This window comes from Corynebacterium variabile (genome assembly GCF_006539825.1).
GTDB classification, from domain to species: domain Bacteria; phylum Actinomycetota; class Actinomycetes; order Mycobacteriales; family Mycobacteriaceae; genus Corynebacterium; species Corynebacterium variabile.
This window is the reverse complement of record NZ_BJNT01000011.1, coordinates 38,646-53,195: the sequence shown is the minus strand read 5'-3', so window position 1 is coordinate 53,195 and position 14,550 is coordinate 38,646. Positions and strand designations below refer to the sequence as shown.

Here is a 14,550-nt window from a genome sequence, read left to right as displayed (position 1 = left end):
TCCCGACCCTGGAGACCCCGGCCCGGACCTACGAGGTCCGCACCTTCGGCTGCCAGATGAACGTCCACGACTCCGAGCGGCTCTCCGGCCTGCTGGAGGACAGTGACTACGTGCCCGTGGGGGAGGGCGACACCCCGGACGTGATCGTCTTCAACACCTGTGCCGTCCGCGAGAACGCCGACAACCGTCTCTACGGCACCCTCGGTCAGCTCAAGAAGGTCAAGGACTCGCACCCCGGCATGCAGATCGCCGTGGGCGGCTGCATGGCCCAGAAGGACAAGGACACTGTCGTCTCCCGCGCCCCGTGGGTCGACGTCGTCTTCGGCACCCACAACATGGGCTCCCTGCCGACCCTGCTGTCGCGCAGCGCGCACAACTCCCGGGCCGAGGTCGAGATCGTCGACGCCCTCGAGCAGTTCCCTTCGGTCCTGCCCGCCAAGCGCGAGTCCGCCTACGCCGGGTGGGTGAGCGTGTCCGTGGGCTGCAACAACACCTGCACCTTCTGTATCGTTCCCTCGCTGCGGGGGAAGGAGCAGGACCGTCGCCCCGGCGACATCCTCGCCGAGGTCAAGGCCCTCGTCGACCAGGGCGTCACCGAAGTGACCCTGCTCGGCCAGAACGTCAACGCCTACGGTGTGCACTTCTCCGACCCGTCGCTGGAGCGCGACCGCAGCGCCTTCTCGAAGCTGCTGCGCGCCTGCGGTGAGATCGAGGGCCTCGAACGTCTCCGGTTCACCAGCCCGCACCCCGCCGAGTTCACCGACGACGTCATCGACGCCATGGCAGAGACCCCGGTGGTCTGCCCCCAGCTGCACATGCCGCTGCAGTCCGGATCCGACAAGGTGCTCAAGGACATGCGCCGGTCCTACCGCTCGACGAAGTTCCTCGGCATCCTCGACAAGGTCCGGGACCGGCTGCCGGACGCCGCGATCACCACCGACATCATCGTCGGCTTCCCTGGAGAGACCGAGGAGGATTTCCAGGAGACCCTGCGGGTCGTCGAGGAGTCCCGTTTCACGAGCGCCTACACGTTCCAGTACTCGCCGCGTCCCGGGACCCCGGCCGCCGAGCTGGACAACCAGGTGCCCAAGGCTGTCGTCCAGGACCGCTACGAGCGACTCGAGGAACTCCAGGAGCGGATCAGCGGCGAGGAGAACGCGAAACAGATCGGGCGCACCGTCGAGCTGCTCGTCCAGGCCGGTGGCGGACGCAAGAACGACCGCACCCGGCGGATGACCGGCCGTGCCCGCGACGGACGCCTGGTGCACTTCGCCCCCGGCACCCTGGCGGACCAGATCCGTCCCGGTGACGTCGTGGAGGTCGCCGTCACCGGTGCCGCCCCGCACTTCCTCACCGCCGACGACGGTGTCCTGTCCCACCGGCGCACCCGTGCCGGTGACATGTCGGAGGTCGGGAACACCCCGACCACCGCCCCGGTAGGCGTGGGACTCGGCCTGCCGACAATCGGAGCGTCCTCCGTCACGGTCACGGGTACCGTCGGGGACGCCTGCTGTTCAACCAACGAAGGAGCCTGCGGCTGTGAGTGACGTGACCAAGGAAGGGACCCCGTCCCTGGAGGAGCGGCAGCGTCGCCGTACCGAGGCGATCAACGCCCGGGTGGATTCTCTGGCCGAGGAAGCCGGCGGTGATCTCGCCCGTGCTGAACGCCGCGCCGCCGGGACGATCATCCTCGGCAGCGCCACAGTCCCCCTGATCATCGGCATCCTGCTCGTGGTCACCGCCTTTTTCCTGCCGCACTCCGGCGAGGTCCGCGGCTACGATGTTCTGCTGTTCAGCGACCGTTCCGACCAGTTCCTCACCACCATGCCGGAGCGGATCTTCGTCTGGCTGGCGTTCGTCGGCGGCATTCTGCTGACCGCCGCCACCCTGATCTCCAAGGCGACGATCGTCGGTTGGGTGAACTGGGTGGTCTGCGGGATCGGCGTGTTCTACTGCTTCCTCGCGGTGGGCATGCGCAACACCCGCGGTCCGGAGGAGCCGGGCTCCGGCCCGGGCATCGGTCTCTGGCTCACCGGTCTCGGCCTGCTGATCATCGTCATCGCCCTGTCCACCCGGGTCTTCCGGCGGACCGCGGTCCAGTCGGCCATCAACACCCGGCGACGTGAGGCCGCGGACAAGGACGAGGAATCACTGGCCGCCCAGCAGCGGCTCCGGGTCGGCATGCCGGCCGTGCCGCACACCACTGACGTCGATGACCGTCGTGCCCGGGTTGCCGCACGCCGACGTGCCCGTGAGGAGCGCGAGGACCAGCCGGGGGAGCCGGACCAGGGGTCCGACACGGAGTGACCCCCGGGGGGCCGGGCCTTCGGAAGAGGTCAGCCCTCCACGGCGCCGGCTGCGGCGTCGGCCCACTCCGACCACTGCGCCGCCTGAGCCTTGAGCTCGGCGGCCTTTGCGGCCTTCCCCGCCTTCTCGGCCGCCTCGGCGGCCTCGGTGAGGTCGGTGACCTTGGCCCGGAACTGGTCGATGCGGGCCTGCACCTCAGGATCGGTGGCCTTCCACTGCGCGTCGGCGTAGTCGGTCACCCGGGACTCCAGGGCACCGATCTTCGCGTCGAACTCGGCGACGCGGCCACGCGGCACGAAACCGATCGCATCCCACCTGTCCTCGAGCTCGCGCAGCAGGCTGCGGGCGCGGTCCAGGTCGGCTGCCGGATCGATGCGGGCATCGTACTCGTCGAGCAGGGCCTGCTTGGCGGTGGCGTTCTCCTCGAATTCCGCGTCCTTGCGTTCATTGTCCGCGTTGCGGGCGTTGAAGAAGACGTCCTGTGCGGCGCGGAATTGCGCCCACAGCCGATCGTCCTCGGCACGGTGGGCACGTCCGGCAGCCTTCCACTCGGTCATGAGGTCGCGGTAGGCGCGGGCCGTGGTACCCCAGTCCGTGGAGTGCTGGATGGCCTCGGCACGGGCGACGATGTCCTCCTTGACGCGACGGACCCGGTCACGGACACGGTCGAGGTCGTCGAAGTGGGCGGTGCGGCGGTCGTGGAAGGCGTTGCGGGCGGTACGGAACCGCTCCCACAGGGCGTCGTCGACCGACCGGGAGGTCCGCGGCAGTGCCTTCCACTCGTCGAGGACGGCGTGCAGCCGGTCACCGGCGGTGCGCCAGTCGGTGTCCGCCGCTGAGCCCAGGAGTTCGACCTCGGCGATCAGTTCCTCCTTGCGGTCCCCGGCCGCGGCCTTGCGGGCCTGGGCTTTCTCCGCCTCCTCGGCAGCGACGACACCGGCGCGGCCGACGAGGTCGCCCAGCCGCCGGTCGAGGTCGTCGAGATCACCGACGACGGCGGCGGTCGGCAGGGACTCACGCAGGGCGGTGGCGTCCTGCCCGATGCGCACCGCCTCAGCGGGATGGCTCTCGAGCCGGGCCGTCAGCAGCGCGACTTCGCCGGCGAGGTCGTCGAAGCGGCGTCCGAAGTGGGCGAGACCTTCCTCGGGGGAACCGGCCTGCCACTCACCGACACGACGCTCACCGTCGGCGGTCGTCACCCACACCACATTGTCGGCGTCGATCCGGCCGAAGCGCGTGGGATCGGTCGGCTCGACCGGGGCAGTGGCCGCCGGGGTCACGGCGGGTGTCCGACTGACGGATCCGGCCTGGGCACCGGGCATGGCGCCGGGGGTCGGTCGGGGTCCGGGTTTCGGAGTGGTCATGGTGAAGAACCTCCACGGGGAGAGTTGTCTGGGACGGCAGGAATACCTCCACCGATTATGTCAGAGCACCGAAACCACCCTGCGGACAGGGTTTGGCCCTCCGCTTTGTACAGTCGGTGCCATGACCTCACCCGTCCCAGCACATCTGCCCCGCCCGGTCGCGGTCGTCGGCCCCACCGGGTCCGGTAAGTCCGAGATCTCCCTCGCCCTGGCCGGGGCGCTCGACGGTGAGGTCGTCAACATCGATTCGATGCAGCTCTACCGCGGCATGGACATCGGTACCGCGAAGCTGCCGGTGGCCCGGCGCCGCGGTATCCCGCACCATCTCTTCGACGTCCTGGACGTCACGGACACCGCCTCTGTCGCCGCCTACCGGGACGCTGCCGTCGCCGTGGTCGACGACATCCGTGACCGGGGACGCACCCCCGTCGTCGTCGGCGGGTCGATGATGTACGTCCAGGCGCTGTTCGATGCCTGGGACCTGCCACCGACCGACCCGCAGGTCCGGGCGCGGTGGGAGGCCGAACTGGAGCGCATCGGGGTGGAGGCCCTGCATGACGAACTCGCCCGGCAGGATCCGGTGGCGGCGCAGATCATCGAACGTCGTGACCCCCGCCGCACCGTCCGGGCCCTGGAGGTCATCGAACTGACCGGGAAACCCTTCGCCGCCTCACAGCCACCGAAGGACAGGCCCACCCGGTGGGATGCCCTGCTGCTCGGCCTGCAGGCGGACGCGGACTGGCTCAACCCCCGGCTCGAACAGCGGGTGGCGACGATGGTGGACGCCGGCCTGCTCGACGAGGTCCGTGGACTGGTGGAGACGGGGCTGCGTCGTGACTCGACCGCCGGCCAGGCCATCGGCTACGCCCAGATGCTCGACCATCTGTCCGGTCACCTGAGCTTCGACGAGGCGGTGGAGGCCACGGTCACCGGCACCCGGCGTTACGCGAGACGCCAGCGGGCATGGTTCCGCCGTGATCCGCGGATCCGGTGGGTCGCCGCGTCCGGCACTGATCCGGCCGGTGAGGCACTGCGGACGGTCATGGAGACTGTGCGGGCCTCCCGGGGGACTGCACAGTAGACTCGGACGCCATGAGCACACTCGAATTCCTCAAGGGACACGGCACCGGCAACGACTTCGTCATCCTCCCGGACACGGGTGTGGATGTGGACCTCACCCCGGAGCTCGTCCGCGGTCTCGCCGACCGTCACCGGGGGATCGGGGGCGACGGCGTGATCCGGATCGCCACCACCGGGGCCCTCGTGGACGCCGGCGTCATCGACGAGGCCCCGGAGGGGGTGGCGGACGATGACTGGTTCATGGACTACCGCAATGCCGACGGGTCCCTGGCCGAGATGTGCGGCAACGGGGTGCGGGTCTTCGGCCACGTGCTCCATGACCTCGGTCTCCTGGAGGGGAACCATGCCGTCATCGGGACCCGGGCCGGACGCCGCGAACTCACCGTCCACGCCGTCGCCGGATCCACCGCCGACGTGAGTGTGGACATGGGCGCTCCGGTGGTGCTGGGGGAATCCTCCGCCACACTGGCTGGTGAGACCTACCACGGCACCGGCGTGGACATGGGGAACCCGCACCTGGCCTGCGTGGTTCCGGGGCTGAGCCCGGAGAAACTGGCGACGCTGCCGGTCGGGCTGCTCCCGGAGTGGGACCCCGCCTTCTTCCCCGCCGGGGTGAACCTGGAGCTCGTCACCGCTCCGGTCGACGGGGTGGTGCACATGCGGGTCCATGAGCGGGGTGTGGGGGAGACGCTGTCCTGCGGGACCGGGACCGTCGCCGCCGCGGTGGCGGCGCTGCGCTCGACCGGGGAGGAGACCGGGCAGGTGCGCGTGCGCATTCCCGGTGGAGAAGTGCAGGTGACGGTCAGCTCTGAGAGCTCTGAACTGCGGGGACCGTCCCAGCTGCTGTTCCGCGGCACGGTCGAGACCGCGGATCTGCCGGTCCTCAGCTGATATCGGGGGTGCAGGACTCCCGGCGGGCCCGCTGCCAGAGGGAATCCAGACGGGCGGCATGACGGTCCGTGTCGTGGAGCAGTGACGTCAATGCGGCCACGGTGGTCGTGGCGTGGATCTTCGGCTGCAGACCGTGGAGGAACGTCTCCGAGGACCGGGCGGCGTCGTGGAACCGGCGGACACTGTCCACCCCGCAGTCGGGGTTGAGCAGTCGGGGGCGGTGCCGTGTCCGGTCGCGGACATGTTCGGGGGCACCGGAATGGTGGAACTCATGCCACTGGTGCAGCACCCCGGAGATGTCGGAGGCCGAGTGCTCGATGGAGCGGCGCAGGGCGTGGAGTTCCCGGTCCGAGTCGCGACGGAAGACGGCGATCGCGGTCACCGAGACGAGGGCGACGCCGGTGAGGGCGCCGGGATATCCGAATCCGTAGGCGAGCAGCAGTGCCGTGACCACCGACCCGACGGAGACGAGAACGGTGGCTGTGAGGCCACCTCTAGCCACATGAACCTCCACAACCGCAGCCGTCGTCACCGCAGCCGCCACCGCAGGACGCAGGGTCCACGGCAGTCAGGGTGAACTGGACGTCCCCGGAGAGGATGGTCCCGGGGGCGGGGGTGTCGGCCTCGGTGGAGTCCGGGTCGGCGGGGACCACGACGGTGAAGTCGAAGGGGGCGCTGACCGTGCAGGCCCAGAAGGGCTGACCGGTCAGGGCGGTGGTCCGACGTTCCGCGGCGGTGACCTCGACGGTGATGCGGGCGCCGGCGTGCGGAGTCACGGAACCGGAGTTCAGGGACTGCGCACCGGTGGACTCGACCTGTCCGACCGAGAGAATGCCGGCGCGGGCGGCCTCGTCACGGGTGCGGTAGACGCCGACCTGGGCGGCGAGGGCGGTGAGCTCGACCGGCTGGTAGCGCAGTTCATCCTCATCGGCGAGCATCGCACCCTGGGCGACGGTCGCGGTGAGGGTGGACAGCACCGGAGCCTCCTGGGCGCCGATCTGCAGGAGGGGGGAGTCGGCGACGACGTCGACGAGCCCGATGATGTCGTTGACCATCGTCAGGTGGGCGCTGGTCTGGCTGCCGCCGCTGAAGCTGGCGAAGGAGCCGTACGGCGGCACCGCGAGAATCACCAGGCGGGCACCGCTCGGATCGTCGTACTGGAGCACCTGACCGTCGCGGATTTCGCCGGTCACCCTCAGGGCTCCCGAGCCGTAGGCGGCCTCCAGCGCGTCCTGCCAACGGGCGAAGTCCAGCCCCACACTTCTCAGTTCCGGAATCATGGGTCACATTCTATCCCCGCGCGCGGGTGATCGACGACCGGGCCGGGTCACACCCGGCGCCACGCCCGGACGTTCCGTGCCAAGATAGAGGGTAATGAACGACATCAACCGCACAGACGGTACCGAACCCACACCCGCGCCGACCGGAACCCCGACAGTCGGTGACCTTGACCTGGAACAGCGCTCAAGTCTGCGCCGCCTCACCCGAGGGTCGGCCGACCACTCCACCGAGCAGTCCGACGGCTACGACGTCGAGTACCGGCGGCTACGCCTGGAACGGGTCGTTCTCGTCGGTGTGTGGACCGAGGGAACCGTCGAGCAGGTCGAGGCCCGGCTCGCGGAGCTCTCCGCCCTGGCCGAGACCGCCGGCTCCGAGGTTGTCGACATGCTCTACCAGCGTCGTGACAAGCCCGATTCCGGCACCTACATCGGTTCCGGCAAGGTCGAGGAACTGCGCCAGGTGGTCGTCGAGACCGGAGCGGACACCGTCGTCGCCGACGGTGAGCTCAGTCCCGGTCAGATGATCGCCCTGGAGAAACTCCTCGACGTCAAGGTCATCGACCGGACCATGCTCATCCTCGACATCTTCGCCCAGCACGCCAAGTCCCGGGAGGGTAAGGCACAGGTCCAGCTCGCCCAGCTCGAGTACCTCATCACCCGGGTGCGTGGCTGGGGTGGCGCACTGTCCCGTCAGGCCGGCGGTCGGGCAGGGTCCAACGGTGGCGTGGGACTGCGTGGTCCCGGTGAGACGAAGATCGAGGCGGACCGTCAGCGCATCCGCAACGACATGGCGAAGCTGCGCCGGGAGATCACGGGGATGAAGAAGGCCCGTGACATCAAGCGCCGCCAGCGTGATTCCTCGGCCGTCGCCCAGGTCGCCATCGCCGGCTACACCAACGCCGGCAAATCCTCGCTGCTCAACGCCTTGACCGGGGCCGGCGTCCTCGTGGAGGACGCCCTGTTCGCGACCCTGGATCCGACGACGCGTCGGGCGGAACTCGCCGACGGGCGCACCGTCGTCTTCTCCGACACCGTCGGTTTCATCCGCTTCCTGCCGACCCAGCTGGTCGAGGCGTTCCGCTCCACGCTGGAAGAGGTCATGGCGGCAGACGTGGTGCTCCACGTCGTCGACGGGTCCGATCCCTTCCCGATGGAGCAGATCGCCGCGGTCAACAAGGTGATCGGTGAGATCGCCGAGGAGACCGGGGAGGACGCCCCGCCGGAGATCCTGGTGGTCAACAAGGTCGACGCCGCTGACCCGCTGGTTCTCGCCGACCTGCGCAACCGGCTCGATGATGTGATCTTCGTCTCCGCCTCCACCGGTGAGGGCATCGCCGAACTGGAGAGCCGGCTCGAGCTGTTCCTCAACTCGATGGACGCCCGGGTCACCCTGTCGGTGCCGTTCTCCCGCGGGGAGGTGGTCTCCCGCGTCCACGAGCTGGGCACGGTGCTCAGTGAGGAGTACACCTCCGACGGCACGGTGCTCGACGTCCGGCTGCCGAAGGTGCTGGCGGCTGAACTCGCCGCTTTCGTGGTGCAGCCCTAGACTGTCGTGCGTGACTGAATCAAGAGAGAATTCCACGGGGGACGCCCCTGTCCGGACGCAGGTCTGGAAACTCCACGGGGACGGACGCCATGTCCGCCCGGGAGCCGTCGTCGCCCCCGATGAACGGCTGAGCTGGCCGCGCACCGTCGGCATCGGCATGCAGCATGTCATCGCCATGTTCGGCTCGACACTGCTGGTGCCGACCATCACCGGATTCCCGGTGAACACCACCCTGCTGTTCTCCGGTGTGGGCACGATGGTCTTCCTGCTGCTCACCCGCAACAAGGTTCCCTCCTACCTGGGAAGCTCCTTCGCCTTCATCGCCCCGCTGGCGGCGTCCCAGGCCGACGGCTTCGCCGCACAGCTCGGCGGCATCGTCGTCGTCGGTGTGATCCTTTTCCTCGTCGGTCTGGCCGTGCAGGCAGCGGGCCGTCGCATCATCGACGCGGTGATGCCACCGGCCGTCACCGGCGCGATCGTCGCGATGATCGGTCTGAACCTGGCCCCGAACGCCGCCGGAAACTTCGGTGAGCAGCCGCTGGTCGCCGCGGTCACGCTGGCCGCGGTACTGCTGTTCACGGTCGCCGGACGTGGCATGATCGGCCGCCTGGGCATCCTGTTCGGCGTCGTCATCGGCTGGGCATTCGCGGCCGTCTCCGGCAACCTCGCGGACGGCGCGTCCGACATGATCCGGGAAGCTGACTGGGTCGGCCTGCCGCACTTCGAGACGCCGGAGTTCCAGCTCAACGCGATCCTGCTGACTCTCCCGGTCATCGTGGTGCTCATCGCGGAGAACGTGGGTCATGTCAAGGCGGTGGCCGGGATGACCGGGCGGAACCTGGACGACAGGCAGGGCGCGGCCCTCATGGCCGACGGCGTGGTGACCGCCCTCGCCGGCGGCTTCGGTGGTTCCGGTACAACGACCTACGCAGAGAACATCGGTGTCATGGCGGCGACCCGTGTGTACTCGACGGCGGCCTACTGGGTCGCTGCGTTCACCGCCGCCGCCCTCGCCTTCGTCCCCAAGTTCGGTGCGGTCATCCAGACCATCCCGACCGGTGTCCTGGGCGGTGCGGCCATGGTGCTCTACGGCATGATCGGACTGCTCGGCGTGCGGATCTGGCAGGAGAACAAGGTCAATCTCGCCCATCCGCTGAACCTCACCACTGCCTCGGTGGCGATGATCGCCGGTATCGGAAACCTGACGCTCACCTTCGGTGACCTGACCCTCGAGGGCATCGCCTGGGGTTCTGTCGGCATGATCGTCGGATACCCGCTGCTGCGCTGGCTCTTCGAGCATGTGGGCGAGGGCCGGGACACCCGGGTCCGGGGTTACACCCTGGAGGGGTGACGCCGGAGGGGGCGACACCCGGGGGGTGGGGGACTACTCCTCGTCGAGGTTCTTCTCGACCAGGCCGGCGATCTCGGTGACAGCGTCGGCGTTGTCCGAGGAGACGGTGACCTGATCACCGTGCTCGGCGCCGAGCGCCATGATCATCAGTGAGGACGTGGCATCCGCCGGCTCATCGTCCTCGTCGGCGTCGACGAGAGCGATGAGGATCTCGTCGTCGTAGTTGGCGGCAGCCTCTGCGATGACGGTGGCCGGGCGGGCGTGAAGGCCGACGGTCGAGCCGACGGTGACGGTGGTCGAAGCCATGATGATGTTCACGGTCCTAACTGTGGTTCCGGAGGGATATGAGGGTGGACGGTCGCGTCCGTGCCCCAGCGTATATCGTTCCGGCTGACAGGGGTGGGGCGGCCTGAGAGGGCCGGTCATGCCCGGAGAACGTCGATCTCCTCGCGCTCGAGAGCCTCGAGGTACTGGGAGGGGATACCGGTGTCGGTGACCACGGCATCCACCTCGGAGACCGGGGCGAAGCTCACCAGGTAGTCCCGGCCGAACTTCGTGGAGTCGCACATGGTGACCACGCGGTCGGCGTTGGCGATCATCGCCCGCTTCACCGCGGCCTCCCGGGCGTCCGCGGTGGACAGTCCGTGGTCGAGGGAGAGCGCGTTGGTGCCGATGAAGGCGATGTCGGCGTGGTTGATGCCGATGGCGCGCAGTGTGATGTCACCGACGACGGCCTGGGTGATCGCCCGGATGTGACCACCGAGCAGTTGGACGTCGCTGATTCCGGCCGCCCCCAGCCGGACGGCGATGGGCAGGCAGTTGGTGATGAAGGTGAGGTTGCGTCCCTTGGTGGGGTCCTCGGCGATGGAGTGGGCGAGCATCGCGGTGGTGGTTCCCGCGTCGAGGAACACGGTCCCGGTCTCCGGCAGCAGGGTGGCCGCCGCCCGGCCGATGCGCACCTTGGCCTCCGGGGCTGCCCCGCGACGTTCCTCGATCGCGGTCTCCCGCGTCTGGAAGGTGTTGGTCGGCACCGCACCGCCGTGGACGCGGTGCAGGGCCCCCTCGTCATCGAGGACGGTGAGGTCCCGGCGGATGGTCTCGGGGGTGACATCGAAGCGGTCGGCGAGTTCGACCACGGTCACCCGGCCGTGGACGGCGGTGAGGGACGCGATCTGTCGGCGACGTTCTTCGGAATTCACGGTGCTCGTTTCACAGGCCGGGGGGTGGGTGGGGAGGTATGCCACGATCATAGGTGGGTGGGAACACGGGGTACACGGATGGGGGATACGGGTGGAGTCCCCGGGTGGAGTGGTCGGGTGGAACCGGGGGCAGCGGACAGGGTGATTGTCGGGGCGCCCCGGGGTCCCCTGTCGCGCGTATCGTGGTGCTGACAACGAGTCGCCGAGACAACAGTGGGAGCCTTCCGTGAGCAAGTCAGACAGCACGTCCGCCGTCGGTGAATCCGGTCCCGTGGAGGACGCGGGGGTGGTGAGGGGGAAGCCCGTGGTTCCCGGTGTGGTTTTCGCACCGGCCACCTGGGTGACCGCCCGGCCGGAACTCCCCGAACCGACGGCGACGGTGGCAGAAGATCAGCGGGACGCCGAGTACGAGGCCTTCACTGAGGCGGTGGACACGGTCGCCGGTCGTCTGACCGAGCGTGCGGAGCAGGTCGAGGGCCATGCCCGGCAGGTCCTGGAGGCGACCGTGGTCATCGCCCGCGACCGCGCCTGGGCGAAGAAGGTGAAGAAGTCCGTCGCCGCGGGGCAGACGAATCTCTATGCCGTACGTCAGGCCACGGACTTCTTCATCGACATGTTTCTCAAGGCCGGCGGTGTGATGGCAGAGCGCGTCACCGATCTCGCCGATGTGCGGGACCGTGTCATCGCGGAGCTCCGTGGTGAGCCCGAGCCCGGTATTCCCCAGGTCACGTCGCCGCACGTGCTTCTCGCCGATGACCTTGCCCCGGCGGACACCGCGACCCTGGACCCGTCACTGATCGTGGCGGTGGTGACCGAGAAGGGTGGAGCGACGAGCCACACCGCCATCATCGCCCGACAGCTCGACATCCCCTGTGTGGTGGCCACCGGACGATCGCTGCGGAACCTGTCCGACGGTGAGCAGCTGCTTGTCGACGGTGGCGAGGGCACGGTGGAGCCCGGCGTGGACCCGCAGGACGCGGCCCGTCGGGTCGCCGAGGCCGCAGAGTACGCGGACAAGGTCCGCAGCTGGAGGGGACCGGCGCAGACCAGTGACGGACAGCGCGTCCAGCTGCTGGCGAATGTGCAGGACGGTGCCACCGCCGAGCAGGCTGCGGCGTCAGTGGCGGAGGGGATCGGGCTGTTCCGTACCGAGCTGTGCTTCCTCAGTGAGACCGAGGAACCGACGGTGGAGCAGCAGGCGGAGAAGTATGCGGCCGTGTTCCGGGCGTTCCCGGAGGGCAAGGTCGTGGTACGGACACTGGACGCAGGTTCCGACAAACCGGTGCCCTTCGTCAACGCCGAGGACGAGGAGAACCCGGCGCTGGGTGTGCGTGGCCTGCGTATCGCCCGCGGTAACTCCGAACTGCTGGTGCGTCAGCTCGACGGTATCGCCGCGGCGCTGAAGCTGGCGGGCCGTACGGAGCCTTCGGCGCACACCTGGGTGATGGCTCCGATGGTGGCGACGGTCTACGAGGCGAAGTGGTTCGCCGGACTGTGCCATGAACGGGGCCTCACCGCCGGTGCGATGATCGAGGTGCCCGCTGCCGCACTGATGGCGGAGAAGATGATGTCCTATCTGGACTTCGTGTCGATCGGCACCAATGACCTGACCCAGTACACGATGGCGGCGGACAGGCTGTCGTCCTCGCTGGCGTACCTCACCGATCCGTGGCAGCCTGCGGTACTGCATCTGGTGCATACGACGTGCCGCGCAGGGTCGGTGACGCGGACTGCGGTCGGTGTCTGCGGTGAGGCGGCGGCGGACCCGCTGCTGGCCTGTGTGCTCACCGGTCTCGGGGTGAACTCCCTGTCGGCGGCGACCCCGGCACTGGCGGCTGTGGGCGCACAGCTCGGTGACGTCGATTTCGTGACCTGCCGGGAAATGGCCGCTGCCGCGCTCAATGCCGAAGGTGCGGAGGAAGCGCGGGCCGCCGCGGCGGCGGTCATCGGTCGCTGACCCGGATCGCGAAGACCCCGGTGACCACCTTCTACAAGGAAAGTCACCGGGGCCTTACCGGATCTGTACGGGGTGGCGTCAGATCTTACGCAGGACCGCGACCACGCGGCCGAGGATCTGGGCTTCGTCGCCACGGATCGGCTCGAACAGGGGATTGTGGGGGAGGAGCCACACGGTGCCGTCGCTGGGATGGAACTCCTTGACGGTGGCCTCACCGTCGATCATTGCCGCGACGAACTCGCCGAGCTCGGCGGTCTGCTGGGAACGGACGACCACCCAGTCTCCGTTGAGGATACCGGCATCCTGCATGGACTCGCCGACCACCTGGAGAAGGAAGAGTTCTCCGCCACCGACGAGCTCCTGGGGTAGCGGGAAGTGACCGTCGACGTGCTGCTCGGCGAGGATGGGGCTCCCCGCCGCGATCTGGCCGAGGACCGGGACGAAGGAGGGCTCCGGCATGCCCTTGGGGAGTACGGACGCCGGCTTCGGACCGGGCTTGGAGGTCGAGTCCGCCGGATCGAGGCCGCGGATGTCCACGGCGCGGGGCTTGTTTCCCTCGCGACGCAGATAGCCCTTTCGTTCCAGCTCCTTGAGGTGGTACGAGACCGAGGAGGTGGAATTGAGGCCCACCGCGTCGCAGATCTCGCGGATGCTCGGCGGGTAGCCACGGAACTGGATGCCGTCCTTGATGACGTCGAGGATCCGGCGCTGCCGCTCGGAGAGTTTTTCGCGCCCCTTGCCGTCCGCCGCATCCGTGCCCTTGGCCGTCACTGATCCCTTGGGACGTCCGCGACGGACCCCTCCGCCCGTGGCGTCCTCCGGCTGTGTGGTCTGTGCCATCGTTCTTCCGCTCCCTGGCTTGTCCGGCGTACTTTCCCTCGACCATACATGAAAGCGGGCGGTTTCCCTACCAACATGTTCGAAAACTTCGGGAGAGATCTGGACGGTCTCGAACATCCGTGATATCTTCACGGGTGAACGAGAGATTTCGAACGTACGGGCGATGTTCGATAAGGAATCACGGGCCACTGTCCGGTCCGGATGCTGAACTGTCGTCCATGTCCGGGAGACAGGATTCCCGGGCATCAACGTCGAGAGGAGCGCACGCCATGTCCACACCAGTGATCACCACCCGCCCCGACCGGGACCGCAGCTGCCGGGAGCAGGTCCGCCGACCTGACTGGTCCGCCCTTCCTGCCGGGAAGGGTTCGAACACCGCAGGTGCCGGAGTGGCGTTCCTGCCTCCCGCACGGACCCTGGAGTCCAGGGAGAGGATCGCGCGCGGTCCGGAACGGGCGTTCGAGGCCCGTGGCTGGTGGTGGCGGACCCGCCGCCGTACGGCCATGGTGCTCCGCTCCCCGGGCGTCGTGATGCTGGGAGGACTGAGCTGTCTGCTGATGATCGGGCTGAGCCCGCTGCTCACTGATCCCGGGCAGGTGGAACAGCCCCCGGTGCCGGTGATCTCCGGCCCCGCGACCGCGGGAGACGCGATGGATACCGGTGGTGCGGGAGCGGCAGTCCCGGGTACTGCCCAGCCGGGGCAGTAGTAGCGAAGGACTACGATGGACGGCATCC

At 68.7% G+C, this 14,550-nt stretch carries 14 protein-coding genes; 8 read left to right on the top strand and 6 right to left on the bottom strand.

Annotation, left to right across the window (positions count from 1 at the left end):
* The first annotated feature begins 56 nt into the window (after nt 1-56).
* Both miaB and CVA01_RS07415 read left to right on the top strand, forming a co-directional pair.
* The gene (miaB, locus tag CVA01_RS07420; protein ID WP_244938198.1) at nt 57-1,547 is read left to right on the top strand and encodes a tRNA (N6-isopentenyl adenosine(37)-C2)-methylthiotransferase MiaB; all 1,491 of its coding nucleotides are present in this window, start codon (nt 57-59) and stop codon (nt 1,545-1,547) included.
* Complete coding sequence (locus CVA01_RS07415) at nt 1,540-2,307, top strand: Rv2732c family membrane protein (protein WP_141329708.1); 768 nt, start codon at nt 1,540-1,542, stop codon at nt 2,305-2,307. The genes miaB and CVA01_RS07415 overlap by 8 nt, the downstream gene beginning before the upstream one ends.
* Before the next feature lie 29 nt (nt 2,308-2,336).
* Here the strand turns inward: CVA01_RS07415 and CVA01_RS07410 are convergent, their stop codons facing one another.
* On the bottom strand, nt 2,337-3,671 hold the full coding sequence (locus CVA01_RS07410) for a DUF349 domain-containing protein (RefSeq protein ID WP_041630039.1): 1,335 nt from the start codon (nt 3,669-3,671) through the stop codon (nt 2,337-2,339).
* 121 nt (nt 3,672-3,792) lie between these two features.
* On the opposite strand from CVA01_RS07410, the gene miaA reads away from it, so the two are divergent.
* Together miaA and dapF are read left to right on the top strand one after the other, a co-directional pair.
* Entirely contained in the window at nt 3,793-4,752 is a 960-nt protein-coding gene (miaA, locus tag CVA01_RS07405) for a tRNA (adenosine(37)-N6)-dimethylallyltransferase MiaA (protein WP_073883654.1), read from the top strand.
* Nucleotides 4,753-4,763: 11 nt separating this feature from the next.
* Nucleotides 4,764-5,642: a diaminopimelate epimerase gene (gene dapF, locus CVA01_RS07400; RefSeq protein ID WP_073883655.1), complete on the top strand. Its 879-nt coding sequence runs from the start codon at nt 4,764-4,766 to the stop codon at nt 5,640-5,642.
* On the opposite strand, the gene CVA01_RS07395 is transcribed toward dapF, so the two are convergent.
* Both CVA01_RS07395 and CVA01_RS07390 read right to left on the bottom strand, forming a co-directional pair.
* The gene (locus CVA01_RS07395) at nt 5,635-6,144 is read right to left on the bottom strand and encodes a hypothetical protein (protein ID WP_141329705.1); all 510 of its coding nucleotides are present in this window, start codon (nt 6,142-6,144) and stop codon (nt 5,635-5,637) included. The genes dapF and CVA01_RS07395 overlap by 8 nt on opposite strands.
* A complete protein-coding gene (locus tag CVA01_RS07390) occupies nt 6,137-6,922 on the bottom strand; it encodes a hypothetical protein (RefSeq protein ID WP_014010124.1) in 786 nt (261 codons plus the stop codon). The genes CVA01_RS07395 and CVA01_RS07390 overlap by 8 nt, the downstream gene beginning before the upstream one ends.
* A gap of 94 nt (nt 6,923-7,016) precedes the next feature.
* Between CVA01_RS07390 and hflX the strand changes: the two genes are divergently transcribed.
* Nucleotides 7,017-8,468, top strand: a complete 1,452-nt coding sequence (gene hflX / locus CVA01_RS07385; protein ID WP_141329703.1) for a GTPase HflX — start codon at nt 7,017-7,019, stop codon at nt 8,466-8,468.
* 10 nt (nt 8,469-8,478) lie between these two features.
* The gene (locus CVA01_RS07380; RefSeq protein ID WP_014010122.1) at nt 8,479-9,819 is read left to right on the top strand and encodes a uracil-xanthine permease family protein; all 1,341 of its coding nucleotides are present in this window, start codon (nt 8,479-8,481) and stop codon (nt 9,817-9,819) included.
* Between the two features lie 33 nt (nt 9,820-9,852).
* Here CVA01_RS07380 and CVA01_RS07375 read toward each other — a convergent pair whose 3' ends face one another.
* Together CVA01_RS07375 and CVA01_RS07370 are read right to left on the bottom strand one after the other, a co-directional pair.
* Nucleotides 9,853-10,125, bottom strand: a complete 273-nt coding sequence (locus CVA01_RS07375; protein ID WP_041630594.1) for an HPr family phosphocarrier protein — start codon at nt 10,123-10,125, stop codon at nt 9,853-9,855.
* 116 nt (nt 10,126-10,241) lie between these two features.
* Nucleotides 10,242-11,018 (bottom strand): DeoR/GlpR family DNA-binding transcription regulator, encoded by a 777-nt coding sequence (locus tag CVA01_RS07370; RefSeq protein ID WP_014010120.1) that lies wholly within the window; start codon nt 11,016-11,018, stop codon nt 10,242-10,244.
* A 226-nt stretch (nt 11,019-11,244) separates the two neighbouring features.
* Here CVA01_RS07370 and ptsP point away from each other — a divergent pair, with 226 nt between their 5' ends.
* The gene (gene ptsP, locus CVA01_RS07365; protein ID WP_082796398.1) at nt 11,245-12,975 is read left to right on the top strand and encodes a phosphoenolpyruvate--protein phosphotransferase; all 1,731 of its coding nucleotides are present in this window, start codon (nt 11,245-11,247) and stop codon (nt 12,973-12,975) included.
* A gap of 78 nt (nt 12,976-13,053) precedes the next feature.
* Here the strand turns inward: ptsP and lexA are convergent, their stop codons facing one another.
* Complete coding sequence (gene lexA, locus CVA01_RS07360) at nt 13,054-13,815, bottom strand: transcriptional repressor LexA (RefSeq protein ID WP_014010118.1); 762 nt, start codon at nt 13,813-13,815, stop codon at nt 13,054-13,056.
* Nucleotides 13,816-14,084: 269 nt separating this feature from the next.
* Between lexA and CVA01_RS07355 the strand changes: the two genes are divergently transcribed.
* Nucleotides 14,085-14,522: a hypothetical protein gene (locus CVA01_RS07355; protein WP_014010117.1), complete on the top strand. Its 438-nt coding sequence runs from the start codon at nt 14,085-14,087 to the stop codon at nt 14,520-14,522.
* Nucleotides 14,523-14,550 lie beyond the last annotated feature (28 nt).